This is a genomic window from Candidatus Nitrospira allomarina (assembly GCF_032050975.1).
GTDB classification, from domain to species: domain Bacteria; phylum Nitrospirota; class Nitrospiria; order Nitrospirales; family UBA8639; genus Nitrospira_E; species Nitrospira_E allomarina.
This window is the reverse complement of sequence record NZ_CP116967.1, coordinates 4,169,257-4,187,520: the sequence shown is the minus strand read 5'-3', so window position 1 is coordinate 4,187,520 and position 18,264 is coordinate 4,169,257. Positions and strand designations below refer to the sequence as shown.

The 18,264-nt window shown below is 48.4% G+C and carries 16 protein-coding genes; 4 read left to right on the top strand and 12 right to left on the bottom strand.

What is annotated here, in order from left to right; genetic code table 11:
* Positions 1-9: 9 nt before the first annotated feature.
* Entirely contained in the window at positions 10-1,410 is a 1,401-nt protein-coding gene (locus PP769_RS18325; RefSeq protein ID WP_312642987.1) for a sigma-54-dependent transcriptional regulator, read from the top strand.
* A gap of 254 nt (positions 1,411-1,664) precedes the next feature.
* Here PP769_RS18325 and PP769_RS18320 read toward each other — a convergent pair whose 3' ends face one another.
* Positions 1,665-1,904 carry a hypothetical protein gene (locus PP769_RS18320; RefSeq protein ID WP_312642985.1) on the bottom strand — a complete coding sequence of 80 codons (240 nt, stop codon included), beginning with the start codon at positions 1,902-1,904 and terminating at the stop codon, positions 1,665-1,667.
* A gap of 263 nt (positions 1,905-2,167) precedes the next feature.
* Here PP769_RS18320 and PP769_RS18315 point away from each other — a divergent pair, with 263 nt between their 5' ends.
* Both PP769_RS18315 and prsR read left to right on the top strand, forming a co-directional pair.
* Positions 2,168-4,357 (top strand): ATP-binding protein, encoded by a 2,190-nt coding sequence (locus tag PP769_RS18315; protein WP_312642983.1) that lies wholly within the window; start codon positions 2,168-2,170, stop codon positions 4,355-4,357.
* A gap of 2 nt (positions 4,358-4,359) precedes the next feature.
* Positions 4,360-5,739: a PEP-CTERM-box response regulator transcription factor gene (prsR, locus tag PP769_RS18310; RefSeq protein ID WP_312642981.1), complete on the top strand. Its 1,380-nt coding sequence runs from the start codon at positions 4,360-4,362 to the stop codon at positions 5,737-5,739.
* A 54-nt stretch (positions 5,740-5,793) separates the two neighbouring features.
* Here the strand turns inward: prsR and argJ are convergent, their stop codons facing one another.
* From argJ to uppS, 11 genes are all read right to left on the bottom strand, one after another.
* Entirely contained in the window at positions 5,794-7,002 is a 1,209-nt protein-coding gene (argJ, locus tag PP769_RS18305) for a bifunctional glutamate N-acetyltransferase/amino-acid acetyltransferase ArgJ (protein ID WP_312642979.1), read from the bottom strand.
* Between the two features lie 43 nt (positions 7,003-7,045).
* Complete coding sequence (gene argC / locus PP769_RS18300) at positions 7,046-8,122, bottom strand: N-acetyl-gamma-glutamyl-phosphate reductase (RefSeq protein WP_312642977.1); 1,077 nt, start codon at positions 8,120-8,122, stop codon at positions 7,046-7,048.
* Positions 8,123-8,320: 198 nt separating this feature from the next.
* Positions 8,321-8,713, bottom strand: a complete 393-nt coding sequence (rpsI, locus tag PP769_RS18295) for a 30S ribosomal protein S9 (RefSeq protein WP_312642975.1) — start codon at positions 8,711-8,713, stop codon at positions 8,321-8,323.
* A 46-nt stretch (positions 8,714-8,759) separates the two neighbouring features.
* The gene (gene rplM, locus PP769_RS18290) at positions 8,760-9,188 is read right to left on the bottom strand and encodes a 50S ribosomal protein L13 (protein WP_312642973.1); all 429 of its coding nucleotides are present in this window, start codon (positions 9,186-9,188) and stop codon (positions 8,760-8,762) included.
* A gap of 37 nt (positions 9,189-9,225) precedes the next feature.
* Positions 9,226-9,696, bottom strand: coding sequence for a bifunctional nuclease family protein (locus PP769_RS18285; RefSeq protein ID WP_312642971.1), 471 nt, complete (start codon positions 9,694-9,696; stop codon positions 9,226-9,228).
* Between the two features lie 61 nt (positions 9,697-9,757).
* Entirely contained in the window at positions 9,758-10,213 is a 456-nt protein-coding gene (locus PP769_RS18280) for a bifunctional nuclease family protein (RefSeq protein ID WP_312642969.1), read from the bottom strand.
* A 244-nt stretch (positions 10,214-10,457) separates the two neighbouring features.
* Entirely contained in the window at positions 10,458-12,179 is a 1,722-nt protein-coding gene (locus PP769_RS18275) for a proline--tRNA ligase (RefSeq protein ID WP_312642961.1), read from the bottom strand.
* 93 nt (positions 12,180-12,272) lie between these two features.
* Positions 12,273-13,664 (bottom strand): RIP metalloprotease RseP, encoded by a 1,392-nt coding sequence (gene rseP, locus PP769_RS18270; protein WP_312642958.1) that lies wholly within the window; start codon positions 13,662-13,664, stop codon positions 12,273-12,275.
* 20 nt (positions 13,665-13,684) lie between these two features.
* Positions 13,685-14,854: a 1-deoxy-D-xylulose-5-phosphate reductoisomerase gene (locus PP769_RS18265; protein WP_312642956.1), complete on the bottom strand. Its 1,170-nt coding sequence runs from the start codon at positions 14,852-14,854 to the stop codon at positions 13,685-13,687.
* A 36-nt stretch (positions 14,855-14,890) separates the two neighbouring features.
* Positions 14,891-15,697, bottom strand: coding sequence for a phosphatidate cytidylyltransferase (locus PP769_RS18260; RefSeq protein ID WP_312642954.1), 807 nt, complete (start codon positions 15,695-15,697; stop codon positions 14,891-14,893).
* A gap of 80 nt (positions 15,698-15,777) precedes the next feature.
* Positions 15,778-16,563, bottom strand: coding sequence for an undecaprenyl pyrophosphate synthase (gene uppS / locus PP769_RS18255; RefSeq protein WP_312642952.1), 786 nt, complete (start codon positions 16,561-16,563; stop codon positions 15,778-15,780).
* 227 nt (positions 16,564-16,790) lie between these two features.
* Between uppS and tldD the strand changes: the two genes are divergently transcribed.
* Positions 16,791-18,218 carry a metalloprotease TldD gene (tldD, locus tag PP769_RS18250; protein ID WP_312642949.1) on the top strand — a complete coding sequence of 476 codons (1,428 nt, stop codon included), beginning with the start codon at positions 16,791-16,793 and terminating at the stop codon, positions 18,216-18,218.
* The last annotated feature ends 46 nt before the right edge of the window (positions 18,219-18,264 follow it).

Genomic DNA, 18,264 nt, shown 5'->3' with positions numbered 1-18,264 from the left:
GGAATTGTGATGGCTGATGAACGAATTCTTGTTGTTGATGACGATCCAAGTTTACTGACCCTCCTGAAAATGCGTCTGCATTCCATGGGGTTTGTGGTGACGGCGTGTGGCTCCGGGGGGGATGCGTTGAGCCGCGTTCAGGAAGATCCCTATGATTTTGCCATTTTGGATCTTCGATTGCCGGATGCGGATGGCTTGGATCTAATGGAAGAATTGCATCAGCATCAGACAAATCTTCCAATCCTGATTTTAACGGCACATGGCTGTATTCCCAATGCGGTGGAAGCCATGAAAAAGGGCGCGTATGGGTATTTAACCAAACCGTTTGATGACAAAGAGTTGCTGGAGAGTATTGATAAAGCTCTCACGACCAAACGAATGAGTCAGGAGATTCATCGACTACAATTGCTGGTGAACGAATTATATGGGCTTGAAAATGTCGTGGCCCGGAGTGCAGAAATGCATACGGTGTTGAAGCAGGTGGCGCAAGTGGCGAAGACCGATACCACTGTCTGTATTTCCGGAGAAACCGGAACGGGGAAAGAAGTTATTGCGCGCGTGCTACATTGTAATAGCCCTCGAGCTTCGAAACCCTTTATGGCTGTCAATTGTGCAGCTATTCCAGAAACGTTGTTTGAAAGTGAGTTGTTTGGGCATATGAAGGGTTCCTTTACCGGGGCTCATCAAAATAAAAGAGGATTAATCCAAAGTGCTGATAAGGGAACATTATTTTTAGATGAAATTGGTGAAATGCCTTTGTCATTACAGGGCAAACTCTTGCGGGCTATTCAAAATCGAGAGGTGGTGCCCGTCGGAGGGCAAGTGCCAGTGAAGGTGGATGTGAGAATTCTGGCTGCAACCAACAAGGACCTGGAGTTAGCCGTTCGAGAAGGACGATTTCGAGAAGATCTGTATTATCGGATTCACGTCGTTCCCTTGTGGATTCCTCCGCTTCGGCAACGACGGGAGGATATTCCTTCACTCGCCCAGTTTTTTCTCAAACGGAGCATAGAGCATCACGGTAAAATCGTCAAAGGATTTTCCCCTGAAGCTATGCAGGCCTTAATTACGTATCCTTGGCCCGGGAATGTTCGAGAACTTGAGAATATGATTGAACGCGCGGTTGTCATGTCTCCTCAAGACATTATTACGGCAGAATTCCTTGCACTTTCTCCACAAGAACAAAGCAAGCCAGGTGGCCTTCAACCATTAACTGATGCGAAAGAGGCATTTGAGAAGGAGTACCTCCAAGATTTACTGAAAGCCACACAAGGAAACATTTCTAAGGCGGCACAAATTGCCGGGCGCTATCGGGCAGATTTTTATAAACTGCTCAAAAAATATGGATTGCATCCCTCCGATAGACAAGAAGATGCGTCTCCTTCAAACGGCCAATCAGGACTCCAGTAATTTGTTACAGCTGTCAAAAGGCTTATTTTTCAGCTCGGGGGTCGGGATAGTGCCGATTCGGGTCATTTTAAAAACGGCAGTTAAGTAGTCTCACCCTGATTCACACTTCGAAATTCTCGGCAGGAATGGGCTGGAAAGCCCATCTATATCTGGTATGTCATCTTAGCAATTTTGCCAGGTCGTTCCTGTCGGATGGCCTCATGTTCCTATTTCTGCATGATTAAATTTTTTGGGTGAAACCGGACCGCTCTGTCCTATAACTGGTAAAAATACTCCTCTTCATCAGAATCGAACTCTTGCTTTCCTTGTCCGCCGAGAGGCGAGGTCGATTTGAGAGGCCGAACCCTACAGTCCCCCTCCTCATCTTCCGAAAAAACTACTACAGTTTCATTCTGATTAATGTCCTTGTGAAGCAGGCTAGGGTGGTGCTCCATCTTGAACTCTTTCTCCATGATAAAGGTGTCCTGAAAATCTGTTGAGAGAAATTCCTTCATCTGTTAATCCAAGCTGTAGTAGCTTGGTGACTGAATCCTCATGAGCCTGAAAAAAGATAACCTTACCTTGATACGCGAAGGGCTCGATGGCCGCCGTAGATAGTCGGATGCCTCTTCCATAAACTCCGGTGCGCCGGAATAATTAAACATGTGTTATGCGACATGCCTCTATCAATCAGAACAATGAAAAGACTGTGTCCTTTGGTAGCAGCGAGCAATGAACGTGTGTCTGTCTTAACTCTCAATAGGTATTAAGGATCAGTATGAGTGTGTGGGTTATTCCATCTATTCTCACGGCAGGAGTTTCCTTGTTTTTGGCCACGATCATATTTGTGAAGAGAAAAGATGGGGCATATTTTTCCCCTTTACTCTTGCTGATGATCGTTATGATTTGGATCCATGGACTGAATGGGATACTAGAAGTGTTTCCAGGCCATCTCATTATCTACAAAAAACTGATTTTCATTGGTGAGGTCCTTCTGCCGGTATTGATCGGCTTTGTCGGTTTTTCATTATTGCATGAATTTTCTGCGAATTCTTTGGCATTGGGCAGAGGGTGGTGGAAGATTATTGCCTGTGGAGCTGCTCTTTTAGCGATGGTGATCGTGGGTACGCCAGATGGATTCATGCAGGTCAATCCTGAGGGGGAAATTGTGTTCAGACAACCAGAGGGATTGGCGATTTGGGGGTTTATCGTATTGGTCTCCTGTGTGGGAATATTTCAGCTGGAACGTATCCTTCAGTCTTTTCCCGATCCTCTACGATATCGATTGAAATATGTGCTGATTGGATTGGGAGGTTTGGCATGTATTTCCATCGCGCAGGCCTTTCATTTGGTCGTGGTCTCGGTGTGGCGACCGGAAGATGTGTGGGCAGGGGGGCTCGCATCGTTTAGTTCTCTGGTTGTCATGGCACTGGGCTTGAGGAGATGGCGAGGACCAGAGGTGATCCAGAAGATTCAAATCAGTCACCAGGCATTATATGCTTCCCTGGTCGTAGTGTGTGTTAGTGGGTATTTCGTTCTTGTCGCTATGGTGACCGTAGTGGTGCAACAAACCGATTGGGAGGTCAAGGAATCACTGGGAATGGTTCTTATGTTTCTTGCCGTTATGGGATTGGTGGTCGCCATGCTTTCCAGGCGTGTTCGGGTCGAATTTCAGCAAGTTGTTTCTCGTCATTTTTTTAAGGCGAAGTATGATTATCGAGAGAAATGGTTAGAGGTCACTGAGACGTTTTCGGCCTGTCAGGATGTCTCCGAACTTTTGAACCGATACCTTGAGTGGCTCAGTCGAACATTTGGAACGTCTCGGGTGACAATTTGGAAACGTTTTGATGTTGATGGACGGTACCATCAAATTCGGAAAGAACGGCGTCGAAGGAAATTGACGGAAAATGATCGGTCACCGAATGTGTCAGAGCCGATTCCGATTCCTGAAAATCACCCTCTTATTCACCAATTAAAAGGACTGCAAGAACCCTTGTTGGTGCAAGTGGGTCAGCGGGAGGCTGAGGATTGGAAGGAATTTCTTGATATCACTCACGCCCATGTGTGTGTGCCCTTAGTGACGGAGCAAGGCAGACTGCTGGGGTTTTGTACGCTAAGTCAGGAATCGGTGCATGACGATTACGATCAAGACGATTTGGATTTACTGCGAGCCATTGCGCACCATGTGACGATGCTGCTCATTCAATTTGAGTTGGTAGAAGAGCGTAGTTCATCCGCTAAATGGGAGGCCGTGCATCGGTTCTCGGCTTTTTATTTACATGATTTAAAGAATTTGGCGTCGAGTTTATCTATGGTGGCTCAGAATGCCGCGCAATACGGGAGTAATATTGAATTTCAGGCATCGGCCATGCAGACCGTTAAAAGTACGTCTCAGCGAATTATCGATTTAATGGGAGAATTATCTCGTCAGGCGAACGAACCGAATTTGAGTGAGGGAGTCCCGACAGAGCCGGTAGATGTGAACCTATTGATCAAGGAGATTCTGGCAGCCATCAATGGCCCTGGCTGCCAACCGAATTTTTCCCCGGGGTTAGAGGTTCCGGTCCTTCAGCTAAAAAGGGAGGCAATTAAACAGGTATTGTTAAATCTCATTCTTAATGCGCGCCAGGCGATCGAGGGGCAAGGCACGATTGATATATCCACCGCCTATGATGGCAAGCAGGTGATCGTTGAATTGGTCGATTCAGGGGGTGGAATGTCCGTGGCCCAGCTTGAAAATATTTTTCAGCCATTCAAAAGCTCCAAAAAGAATGGATTGGGTGTAGGACTGTTTCAATGTAAGCGAATTGTAGAGGACCATCATGGCGTGATTCACATTGAGAGCCAGGAAGGGCAAGGCACAACGGTGATGATTACATTTCCCGTTCAAAGTGCCGATAACGCAAGTACTATGGCGTTTGGTGTGTCTCAAGTCGGGGTAGAATATGACTCAAGAAAAAACAAGTGACTATGAACTCTGATACGCTAGCTGAGCATTCACATCTTCCTTCACTTCTTCTGGTTGATGACCGGAAGGAAATACTTGAACAGATGAAGTGGGGATTAAAGTCCTCCTACATGATCTATGAGGCAGATCATCGCGCCGCAGCTGTTGATATTCTTCAACGGGAGAAGATCTCACTGGTCACATTAGATTTAGGTTTGCCACCTGATGTCGGTGGGGTGACGGAGGGACTGTCTGCCTTGGAGCAATTGCTTGCGGTGAATCCTTTGGTGAAGGTGGTCGTCATCACGGGAAATCAAGATCGAGCGAATGCGCTCAAGGCTATTCAATTGGGCGCATATGATTTTATGGAAAAGCCTGTAGATTTGGAAGTGTTAAAAGTTGTTCTTCAGCGGGCCGGGTATTTGGCCGGCCTGGAAAAAGAAAACCACAAACTTCTGGAGCGTGAGGCGAAACGGGGATTTCCTGAAATTATCGGGAGCAGCCCGGTCATGGTTAAAGTATTCGATACCATCCGGCGAGTGGCCGGTTCGGATATTTCCATTTTAATCGTCGGAGAAAGTGGGACAGGAAAGGAGTTAGTGGCTCGGGCGATTCATCAGCAAAGTCACAGAAAGGACGGCCCGTTTATCGCGATTAATTGTGGGGCTATTCCCGAAACGTTACTAGAAAGCGAGTTGTTCGGACATGAGAAAGGGGCGTTTACCGGAGCTCATCTCCAGCGTCCAGGTCGAATTGAGTCGGCCCAGGGCGGGACGCTTTTTCTAGATGAGATTGGTGAAATTTCTCCTGCATTACAAGTCAAGTTACTGCGGGTTTTACAAGAACGAAGTATTGAGCGGGTAGGCGGACGCGTAGAAATTCCAGTTGACACAAGGGTTCTGGCAGCCACCAATATGGATCTACAACTGGCAATGAAAGATGGCCGCTTCCGAGAAGATCTGTATTATCGATTGAATACCGTGACCATTACGGCTCCCCCCTTACGGGAGCGGGGAGGCGATATCGTGATGTTGGGCAAATCGCTGCTTCAGCGTTATTCAGAAGAAGCGAAAAAGAAGATTTCCGGATTTACGCGGGAAGCTCTGATGTCTCTCGAGCAATATCATTGGCCCGGGAACATTCGAGAATTAGAAAACAGGATTCGTCGCGCCGTGACGTTAACCGACAATCCAAGGATTGCCCCGGAAGATTTAGATTTAGCCCCTCCCGATGAGAGTCAAGTTGGCCTTACCCTGAAAGTAGCCAGAGACACCGTAGAAAAGCGAGTGATTGAGCAAACGCTGGCCAAGACAGGTGGAAATATTACGAAGGCTGCGACCATCCTTGGTGTGAGCCGACCGACCCTCCATGATTTAATTTCCCGCCACCACATAAAAAAATAACTATCTCTCGGCAATTGGCCATTTCCAATTTCCCGATTGAACAGAGAAAAAAAGTTAGGATCGATAGGATGCGTTGATTTTCACGTAATCGTAGGTCAGATCCGTGGTCCAGATCTTGGATGATCCTTGACCCATTCCGAGGGAAATAAAGATCGTCAGGAAGGGCTTCTTCATTTCCTGTTTTATTCGGTTCTCCACCTGAGGCCCCAGCCCTTTTCCATTTTTGACGACGGGAATCTTATTGAATCCAATGAGAAGTTTCTCCGCTTTAACAGGGACGCCGGCCCGTCCTAATGCAGCCACAATTCTCCCCCAGTTGGGATCCGCACCAAATATAGCGGTTTTAACTAAAGGGGAGGTGGCGAGAGTATTGGCAAACTGTTTGGCGGCCCGATGACTGGAAGCCTGAGTGATCTGGAATTCGATGATTTTGGTGGCACCTTCGCCATCCCGAACAATTTCCATGGCCAGATGGTGACAGACCTGAAATAAAAGTGCTTCAAATTTGCCATGTGCCGTTGTTCCGGTTTTGATGGGTAAGTTTCCGGCTTCCCCGTTAGCCAGACATAAGGCCGTGTCATTGGTGCTGGTTTCCCCATCTACAGAAATACAGTTAAATGTTTGGTTGGTGACAGCGCGAAAGGTAGTTTGTAGCGTTTTTGGGTCAATGGCTGCGTCTGTTGTGACATAGGCCAACATGGTCGCCATGTCAGGGTGGATCATTCCTGAACCTTTGGCGATTCCCCCTATTGTCACTATTTTTCCGCCAATTTGGTCTTGAAGAGCGATTTCTTTAGGACAGGTGTCTGTCGTCATGATCGCCTTAGCAGCTTCCTGGTGACCAGCCTTGCGTAGACGTGAAATCAAAATTGGAATGCCGTTTCGCACTGCCGGCATCGGTAACGGTACCCCAATGACACCAGTGGAACCGACAAACACATGATGAAGGGGAATTGTGAGTTGTTCGGCAACTCTCCGACCCATCTCCCTGGCATGGATTAATCCTTCCGGTCCGGTGAATGCGTTCGCATTCCCACTATTAACAATGAAGGCCTGACCTGTGCCTTTCTTGAGATTAAGCCGGTCAAGAATCACGGGAGCGGCCGGGAGCCTGTTGGAGGTGAACACCCCGGCAATAGGTCCAGGCTTCTCTGACACGATCAAGGTCAGATCAAGCTGCTTGGTCTTTTTAATTCCTGAATGAATCCCTGCGGCTAGGAATCCCTTTGGGGCAGTGATCCCGCCTTTAATGCGTTTAAACATATAAACATCCCCTTCTCGTCAGGAGAAACTGGTGAACAATGTTTTAGGGAAAAAGGCCTGGCGCGGTCAATCCAAGTGTTTCAGGAAGTCCTAACATAAGATTCATACATTGAATCGCTTGCCCGGCTGCACCTTTTACGAGATTGTCCAGCGAACCTGTGGTGATGAGATACCCCGTTCGAGGATCATAGGTGCAACTGAGGTCACAAAAGTTTGAGCCTCGCAGATTTTTGGGATTTACTCCCTCGGAACTGGGGAAGAGTCGGATGAAATATTCGTCTTGATACCGACTTTTATAGGCGGCATCCAAATGAGATTGATCAATGCCAGGTTTCAATTTGGCATAGGCGGTGCTCAGAATGCCTCGATTAATAGGTATTAAGTGAGGCGTGAAAATTATAGATGGACTGGGGAAAGCTGTTTTTGAAGATGGAGCAGGAATCAGTCGTGCTAACTCCTGTTCGATTTCAGGCACATGGCGATGTTTGCCGATTTTATAGGCATGAATGGCTTCATGCGATTCAGGAAAGTGAGTGCCCAGTGCAGGTGTGCGACCGGCTCCTGAAATTCCCGACTTTGCGTCAATGATAATCGAGTTGTGCTCAATGAGGTCTTGGGCCATAAGGGGCGCGAGTTGCAAAATGGCGACGGTGGGATAACACCCGGCAACGGCGACAAGTTGGGTCTTGGCGATAGCCGCGCGATTGAGTTCTGGTAGTCCATACACCGCATTTTTGAGCAGGCCAGGGAAAGTATGGGGGGTTTGATACCATTGCTCATATACCATCGGATCTTGAAGACGATAATCGGCACTCAAGTCAATGACATGTTTCCCCTGTGAGAGAAAATCGGCTACTGGCTGCAAGGATTGCGTATGAGGAAGCGCGAGAAAAACCACATCGACTTCTTTGGCGATCGAGTCGATATTCAACGAAGACAATGAACAGTCATAAATCTTCGTAAGATGAGGAAGCAGCGAAGCGACAGCGCGGCCTTCGGATTTTTCAGATGCCACCACGCGGGTCAGTGTTATCTGAGGGTGGAGGGTGAGTAATCGAAGTAATTCACCACCCGTATAGCCACTGGCTCCGATTACAGCGACGCGAATTTTTCTATCCATGGCCTTTTTTCAAGAAAGTTGATTGAGGGGGAGAAAGGTTGAGTAGGATACCCATTAGGAAATGATTTTCCTTTGTGACAAATAATTATTTGTGAACAGTTAGATTGGAGTGGCAACGCCATCAGACAGAAGTTGGATTAAAAAAGGGGAGGCTGTGAGGCCTCCCCCATTAATTCCTCGCGAAGGTGAACCGCCCAATTATCGTTTGGAGTATTGGAACCTGGCTCTGGCGCCCTTTTGTCCGTATTTTTTCCGTTCTTTCACCCTGCTATCTCTGGTGAGCAATCCATTTTTTTTCAGGGGATCCCGTAGCGAAGGATTATATAAGGCCAAGGCCTTGGCAATTGCATGGCGAAGGGCTCCCGCCTGACCTGAGACCCCTCCCCCTGTCAGCGTGGCTTTGACATTAAATTGACCGCCCGTTTTGGTGACCTCGAATGGTGTTTGTATTTGGATTTGATGCGTCAATCGTGGAAAATATGAATCAACTGATCGTGCATTGATGAGAATGTCGCCTTGCCCTGGTTCTACCCACGCTCGGGCAATCGCGTTTTTCCTTTTTCCAGTTGCGTATTGAATGGTATCGACCATGTGAGAATAAGTCTCCTTTTTTTCGTTGGCACAGTTACGGATGAATTTAGAGATTTAAAGGCGTTGGGCTTTGCGCTCGATGCAGATGCTCGGCCCCAGGGTAAATTTTGAGCTTTTTGGCCATTTGTTTCCCCAACGTACATTTTGGAAGCATCCCACGAATGGCTTTGGTAAGGACTTCGGTTGGTTTCTTTGCATGAAGATGCTCAGCGGTAATGGCTTTGATTCCTCCAGGGTAACCGGTGTGATGATAATAAATCTTTGTACGAAATTTATTGCTGGTGAATTGAATTTCACTGGAATTTATGATGACGACATGATCGCCTGTATCGACATTCGGGGTGAAGGTCGGCTTATGCTTTCCACGGAGGATGGAGGCAACCTTGGCGGCCAAGCGTCCAACGGTTTTCCCTTTAGCATCGACTAAGAACCATTGTCGTTCAACTTCCAGCGGTTTAGCTTGATAAGATCGCATGAGTGTCTGAGTTCCTTTCCTCTACTTGATTACATATCTAGATATCGGTTTGTTCTAATCCTTTTTGATCGAGCTTGGAAAGCCAGGTATCCAGATCTTCCCCCCCGCGACGTTCCAGCACCTCCGGAGTAACATAGATGGGACATTGACATCGGAGAGCTAGGGCAATCGCATCACTTGGCCTTGAATCGATGGATTTTTCCAAGTCATCTTTGGACAAAAACAGCGTTGAAAAATACGTATTATTTTTGACTTCCGTGATTACGACTTTGTTAAGGGTAAATCCAAGGTGCGAGGCAAAGCTGCAAATAAGGTCATGGCTCATGGGGCGTGGGGGGATGACGTTCTCCAAGGCCAATCGAATCGATGTTCCTTCGGCGGTTCCGACCCATATGGGAAGAACCTCTGAATTTTTTTCATCCCGTAAGACCACGATTTGCGTGTCGGTATTCGGATCGACCAGGACCCCATGGACCTTTAACGGAATTAATGTGTTTATTTCAGTCATCACCCGCACACTCACTATCATTATAAATCGTAAATATTTCAGATGACCACATGAGCATCAGCTAGACGTCTGATTTCCCAAAATCCTCAGGCTTGAGGTTTTCCAGCCATCGTTCCAATTCTTCTGAGTTTTGTTTATGAAGCACTTCCCCGGAAGCAAAAATAGGAGCATCCGTGCGAAGGGCCACGGCAATCGCGTCACTTGGCCGAGAGTCAACGGTGAACTCGGAATCTCCAAAAAGGAGATGGATTTTGGCGAAGTACGTATTGTCTTTCAGATCTGTAATGACCGTACTGATGACCTTAGCATCCATATTATCAAGGACCGTTTTCATGAGATCATGGGTCATCGGCCTTGGAGGAGCTATCCGCTCTAGGGCAAAACTAATCGCGCTGGCTTCGGCCTTCCCAACCCAGATTGGGAGCATATCAGAATTTTGTTCATCTCTCAGGATGACAATATAGGCATTGTTGTAGGGGTCAAATAAGAGACCCCTCACGTTCATTTGATTCAACATACGCTATGCCAGTCATAAATAAAGGACGTGTGGTTTACTTGAAAATCAAACCTTGAAAAGTAGCATTCAATAATAGGTATTGTCAATGAAAATAAGGGCTTGTCTATCTCCGTATGCTTTGGATTGGGATCTCGTCATGAGATCCTCCTTAAGAATAGAGAGCAATTTGGTTTCAAAAAAAATTATACCATGCATGAGTGGGCATCGGTAACCAACCTGAATTTGATCTGTTTTCCTTAATTTATCATGTTTGAAATACGAGTTTTGCTCTGACTGTGGCAGTTATCCACTCACATGCCTTCTCACGGGGAATGTGATGCTTTTCGCCAGTTTTACGGTCTTTAATTTCAATGGTGTTTTGTGCCAGTCCCTTATCCCCAAGGATAATATGGAAAGGAATGCCGAGCAAATCTGCATCGTTAAACTTAACTCCACCTCGTTCCTCTCGGTCGTCAAGTAATACCTCTATCCCGTTTTGGGAAAGGTCCTGATAAAGCTGCTCGGAAGCTTGACGTACATTTTCTGATGCGGTGACCGAAAAGATGTGGACCTGAAAAGGGGCAATGGGCATGGGCCAACAGATGCCTTTGTCGTCATGGTTTTGTTCAATGGCTGCGGCCGCTGCTCTGCTGACACCAATGCCATAGCATCCCATTACAGCAGGAAGGGTCTGACCTTGAGCATCCAGGTAGGTTGCCCCCATTTTTTCACTATATTTTGTCCCTAGCATAAAGATATGCCCCACCTCGATTCCTCTGGCTGTTTGGAGCGGGCTGCCTCCACGTGGGGAAGGATCACCGGCTTGGGCTTGGCGAAAATCTCCTATGCTCTCAATGACAAAATCCCGATCAATATTGACATGAATGAGGTGAACGTCTGGTTCGTTTCCACCCACAATGAAATTACTCAAAACAGCCACGGCCTGGTCAGCCAGAATTCGAATTTTCTGAAGACCGATCGGGCCCACAAAGCCGACTGGGGCCGTTGTGAAGCGGAGGACCATCTCTGGGGTCGCCAATGATAATTCATGAATACCAAGGTGTCGTTGAATTTTAATTTCGTTCGCTTGATGGTCCCCTCGGATCAAGACTGCGGTTATCTCATTCGTGCCAGTCTGATACAGAAGGGTTTTCACCAGGCGGGAAGGAGGCATGTTGAGAAAGGCGCACACCTCTTCAACTGATTTAGCATTGGGTGTAGAGACTTTTTCGAGCGGTAGTGCGGCCTCAGGCTTCCCGATGGTGGGTGGGGCAATTTCGGCCCGTTCGACATTGGCTGCATATTGCGTGTCAGGATCAAAAACGATGAGTTCTTCGCCGGTATTGGCTAGGACCATGAATTCGTGAGAAGAGATGCCACCGATCAAGCCGGTATCGGCCTCCACTGGACGAAATTCGAGGCCCATGCGGGAAAAAATGCGGCAATAGGCGTCGTACATAGCTTGGTACGTATGTTTGGCTCCTGCCACATCTTGATCAAAGCTATACGCATCTTTCATGATGAATTCACGCCCTCGCATGATGCCAAACCGGGGGCGGATTTCATCGCGAAATTTCGTTTGGATTTGATACAGCGTGACGGGCAATTGACGATAGGAGCTGACCTCTCGACGGAATAAATCGGTGACGACTTCTTCGTGAGTGGGGCCCAGGCAAAAGTCGCGCTCATGCCGATCATGTAATCGGAATAGTTCCTTTCCGTAGAAATCCCAGCGATCTGTTTCCTTCCAAAGCTCGGCCGAGGATAAAATCGGTAGTAACAATTCTTGCGCTCCTATCCGGTTCATCTCTTCGCGAACAATGGTCTCAATTTTCCGAATGACCCTCAATCCTAGAGGAAGGTAGGAATAAATGCCGGCGGCGACTTTTCGGATCATGCCCGCGCGAAGCATGAGGCGGTGGCTGACCACTTCAGCTTCCCCGGGATCTTGTCGCATCGTGGGAATTAATGTTTGTGATACACGCATGAAGACACCTGGTTATATGGTTGAGGACAGACTGAGTCGCAGGGGGAACTCACATGGATAGCAACAGGCAACGAGACGTTCAACTGGGTGGAATTATTGGAGTAGGCGACTGATGTCATTCCAGGTCGCATAGGCCATCAGGAAGACCAATAAGACCAGTCCAACTTGTTGGGCCATTTCTCTCGACCGGTCTCCTAACGGGCGGCCTAATATGCCTTCACAGGCAAAAAAGAAGAGGTGCCCTCCATCAAGAATGGGAATGGGTAGCAAATTCAAAATTCCCAAATTAATACTTAAAATCGCAATAAGCCACACGACGCTGGCAAGGCCCTGTTGGGCTTGTTCGCCTGACACACTGGCAATCATCAGCGGGCCACCGAGATGCTTTGAAGAAATTTCTCCCGTCAAGAGTTTGTATAAACCAATAACGGTGAGTTCACACCATTTCCATGTGGCCTTGAGTCCATCCCAGGGGGCGAGAAATAAAGAGGTGCTTTTGAGCACCGTACCCGCACCGGCTAGTTTAATCCCAATGCGGCCAACAGACTGGGTTTCCCCATCGGAAGAGGTAACCGTTTGGCCTTCAGGGGTGATGCGAAGGGAGAAGATCTGTCCTCCGCGATCGACCTGAACTTCTAAAGGGGTTTCAGGGTGTTGGCGAACGATCTCGGTCATTTGAGACCAGGTGACAATCGGGGTGTCATTAATTTGGATAATTCGGTCATCTTGTTGAAGTCCCGCGGCCATGGCAGGAGTGTCCGGCATGACTCCCCCGACAAGCGGAGCATGATCCTCAATGCCTAAAATGTATTGAGGCTCGTCCGGGCGATCCGGCACCATTTGAACCGTTGGAGTGATGATCAGCGTTTTAACGGTATCCCCACGAATGACATCCAGTGTGACGGGACGCCCATGGGCCTTACCGACCTGTTGGTAAAGTTCACCCAGAGTCGAGATGTCTTCTTCATTGGCCCGGATCACCCGATCACCGATGTGTAATCCGGCAGTTTCGGCTGGGGAGTCGGGGGTGATAGCTTCAATGACCGGTGTGATGTTGTCAATGCTGGGCACAAAGAGGGGTGACCCCAAGGCCAGCATTCCCGTAAAGATCAGGTAACTGAGAATAAAGTTGAATCCGGGGCCAGCCGCCACAATCAACGTTTTGTGAGGAAGCGACTGGTGAATGAAGGATTCACGTTGTTCAGCAGGTGAAACAGCCTCTGACACTTCCTCCCCATATAATTTGACATATCCGCCAAGCGGAATCGCTGCCAAAAGATATTCCGTATCGCCAATCTTGCGACCAATGAGTTTTGGTCCAAAACCGATGGAAAATTTGAGGACCCTGACTCCCACCCATCGAGCGGCCAGATAATGGCCGTATTCGTGAAAAGTCACAAGGACTCCCAGTACGACCAGGAACCACCATAACTTTTGTCCGAATAGAAAGATGGAATCTGGAGAAAATGACAGGAGGTTATTCATGGGTGTTTATCGCGGGTTTATTATATTGGTGAAGAGGAACAGGCTTTCATCATTTCTGTGGCTGTGCGTCGGGCCCATTGGTCTACCTCCAGGGCATCTTCAATGGATGTAACGGGAGTCGCAATATAGGCATTCATTGTTTCCTGAATGACTCTGGGAATATCCAAAAAGGCAATTCGTTCCTTCAGGAAGGCATCAACGGCGATTTCATTTGCGGCGTTTAATGCGGGTGGGAGTCCGTCCGCTCCTGCCAGTGCGTCATAGGCTAACTGGAGACAGGGAAATTTTTTCGAATCAGTTGGATAAAACGTAAATTTCCCAATTTTTCCTAAATCCAGGAGTGGAGGATTCAAAGGAATGCGTTCCGGGTATTTAAGAGCATAGGAAATTGGTGTTCGCATGTCCGGGTGTCCTAATTGTGCGATGACTGACCCATCACAATATTCTACCAAAGAGTGGATAATACTTTCTCGGTGAATGACGACATCGATTTGATCGTGAGGGATATCAAAGAGCCATCGGGCTTCAATCACCTCCAGGCCTTTATTCATCAAGGTGGCTGAGTCGGTGGTGATTTTAGCACCCATTTTCCAATTTGGATGTTGCATGGCTTGTTCGGGGGTCACGTGTTCCAGGTCATTGATTGGCCAATCCCAAAATGGCCCGCCGGAAGCGGTTAACACGATCCGGCGAATATCTATCTTTCGGTGTCCTTCCATCGATTGGAAAATGGCGCTATGCTCACTATCGATGGGAAAAATGGTGACGCCATGTTTGTGGGCTTCCAATTGCATTAACCGGCCTGCCATGACCATCGGCTCTTTGTTGGCAAGCGCAACCTGCCGGCCTGCTTGAATGGCTGTCAAGGTTGGCTTGAGTCCTGCTCCGCCGACGATCGCAGAAATCACTAAGTCACCTTTCGATGCACTGGCGACGGCGCAGAGCCCCTGCTCTCCGTCCAAAATTTCCGTGGACGTGCGTCCCATCCGTGTTCGCAATCGATTGGCAGCATCCGGGGAGGAGAGCGCAACCACTTCTGGCTTGAAGATGCGGATCTGTTCCTCAAGAGCCTGATCATTTGATCCTGCGGCTAAGCCGACTACTTGAAATTCATCAGGGAATCTGGAGATCACATCCAATGTACTGTTCCCAATCGATCCGGTAGATCCTAAGATGACGATGTGTTTCACCAGATTCTCTCCCTATGGTTGTGCACGGTCTGGTTATTAGGTTGGGCCCGTGAATAGGGCATAGTAGTAAAAGGCCGGTCCGGTAAAGAGCAGACTGTCCACACGATCCAACACTCCCCCATGTCCTGGAATGATTGTGCCTGAATCCTTGACACTCACGCTACGTTTGATCGCGGATTCTGCAAGATCCCCAAGCGCTCCGATTATGGCCATACCCATGCCGAGAATAGCGCATTCCCCCAACGAGAAAAAGGGGAGAAACCAAAAGTGGCTGATAAGGCCTCCCAGCAAAGAAAAAAGTACCCCTCCGATCAAACCTTCAATCGTTTTTTTAGGACTCAGGGCTGGCGCCAGGGCATGTCGTCCAAGACTTAAACCTACGACAAATCCACCGGTATCAGCTAACCATGTGATCGCTAAGACGAAAAAGATTAAGGCGATTCCATGGGGCAGTTGCCGGAGGAGTATGAAATGCCCGAGCAAAACCACGACATAAAGAATTCCAAAGGGATAGGCCGTCCATAAAGGGAGCCGTTGCCTCATGGCTGTCGGGGCTATAAAAAACCCGGTTAAAACAATCATAACGATTCCTAAGAGCCAGAGGTTCAAGGCTTGGGAGTAGCCGGTGTACATGGCGACAAGGAGTATGGCGCCACCAAGACAGGAGATTATCTTGCTGCCAAGAGTGCCGGTTGGTCCAAAGTAAAGCGTGAGGAATTCCCATAATGCGAGGAGAGAAGCTGTGCCAATCAGGAGAGAAAGCAGCCAAGGTGGAGAATAGCGTATTCCCGCATAGAGCAAAGGAATAAATACGATGGCTGAGTACAGTCGACGGGGATCCATTGTTTATAGGAGTAAAAGGGGCAGTGCGTCAGATAAACAAGAAGAAGAGTGCCAGGTATGCAGGAAAGCCACAGACGGTTTTATGGCGAAACGGTTTGAGTGATTCGGCCAAAACGACGCTCCCGTTTTTGATAATCGAGTAAGGCGAGAAGAGTCTCAACGCGACGAAAATCAGGCCACAGGGTTTTGGTGAAATAGAGTTCGGTGTAGGCAATTTGCCAGGGAAGGAAATTGCTGATTCGCGCCTCTCCAGATGTACGGATGAGCAAATCTGGATCCGGCAGACCCCATGTGCCGAGATATTGTTCAAACAAGGATTCATCAATTTGGTCTGGTGTGAGCGATCCCATCTGAACCTCGATTGCGACTTTCCGCACGGCATCGACAATCTCGGTTCGTCCCCCATAGCTGAGGGCGACCGCCAGCGTCCGCTGAGTCAGATGGCGGGTTTCCTCTGCCACCTCTAAGGCCAGCGAACGGACGGAAGGGGGTAGTTGTTCCAGTCGTCCAATTGGCAGAAATCGTACCTGGCGCTCCTGAAACCGTTGGCGTTCTTGATGCAGGTACTGCTCGAGTAACCCCATAAGCAGTCGAATTTCGGAATGAGGCCGTTTCCAATTTTCCTGCGAAAATGCATAGATGGTGATATAAGGAATCGTGAGTTCATGCCCAATTTCCAGAACATCTTGAAGCGCCCGGAGACCTTCTTTGTGACCGGCAATTCGAGGCAACCCGCGTTGAGCGGCCCATCGGCCATTGCCATCCATAATGATTGCGATATGTCTGGGGAGGGATGTGAGGTCAAGTTGATCCAGCAATTCGCCTTCAGCAACTTGTCTTGCTTCCACCGAGTGAAATTCATCCATGGAATTGTGCTGAACCCGATCGTAAGGATAAGAATTGCGTTGGAATTCTATTGAAAGATTTTAGGAGCTAGGCAAAATTTCACAACAATTTCAGTCTAATAATGAAAGCGATTCTTGTCAAATTACCATCGAGACGTTCTTCACTGGAAATTGCGCCCACCTGGGAGATGGGCTATACTCGATTTTTGTTTCGTTCTGATTACGTACTTCGTTGTAATTGATATCCTATGGTACCCAGCCTTTCAGATTTTGCCCTCCAAGAAAAGGATGTCCTCCAGGCCTTAAATAAGGCCACTGCTCGTGGAGTGGATTACGTGGACATGTATGTCGAGTCCTGCGTGACCGATTCCGTCTCTATGGAGGAAAGCCTGGTCAAGCGCGCAGTCAAAAGTATTTCCCAGGGGGCGGGAGTTCGAGCGGTGGCGGGAGAACGAACCGGGTTTGCCTATTCAGATGATCTATCTGTACGAGACCTGGAAATAGCCGCTGATACCGCACGGTATATTGCTGATTCTCCCCAAGGGGACAACCCCATAGCCGTCACTCATCGTTCTCAGCCCTCCCAAAATCTCTATCCGTTGTCTCAGCCGCTCACCGACATTACAACCGAAGCTAGGGTTGATTTACTGAATAAAATTGACGTGGAAGCCAGGCGTTATGATCCGCGAATTACCAAGGTCATGGCGTCTTTTAACACGGAACAGAAAATATTCTTAGTCATCAACTCCCAAGGGCAACTGGTGGGGGATGTGCAGCCTCTCTCTCGTCTTCAAATTAGCTGTATTGCCGAAGATGGAGCCAATCGCCAGGTTGGCTCATTTGGAGGTGGGGGGCGGGTCGGATTTGCCTTTTACCTGGAGCAGAACCGCGCGATGGAGTTTGCCCGAGAAGCTGCACGTCAGGCGATTGTAAATCTGGGCGCGGTTGAAGCTCCGGCCGGCACCATGCCGGTTGTGTTAGGTGGGGGATGGCCGGGTATTCTGCTTCACGAAGCCATCGGACATGGGTTGGAAGCGGATTTTAATCGTCGCAAAACCTCAGCCTTTAGTGATTTAGTCGGGAAATCCGTCGCATCCGAATTATGCACCATCGTGGATGATGGAACGCTCCCATTTCGGCGTGGTTCGATGAACATCGATGATGAGGGGACGCCGACGTCACGAACCATGTTGATTGAAAAAGGTGTGTTGCGCGGCTATATCACGGACCGCCTCAATGCCCGTTTGATGGGTATCCCGTTAACAGGAAATGGAAGACGGGAGGATTTCCGGAGTATTATCCTTCCACGTATGACGAATACCTTTATGTTAGCAGGGGAATCCGATCCGCAGGATATCATTCGGTCGGTGAAAAACGGTTTGTATGCGGTGTCGTTTGGGGGTGGGCAGGTTGATATCACCAGTGGAAAATTCGTCTTTTCAGCCAGCGAAGCCTATCTGATCGAAGATGGGAAGGTGACCAAACCGGTCAAGGGAGCGACGTTGATTGGGAACGGTCCTGATGTGCTCAAGAAAGTTTCGATGGTTGGACATGATATGAAATTAGATGAAGGAATTGGGACCTGTGGAAAAGATGGACAATCGGTTCCCGTCGGCGTGGGACTTCCTACCATTAAAATCGATGAAATGATCGTCGGTGGCACGGCGATGGGCTGATGGATATCCCTCCTGTTTTGTTTCTTTCCATTTAATAATGTCAAAT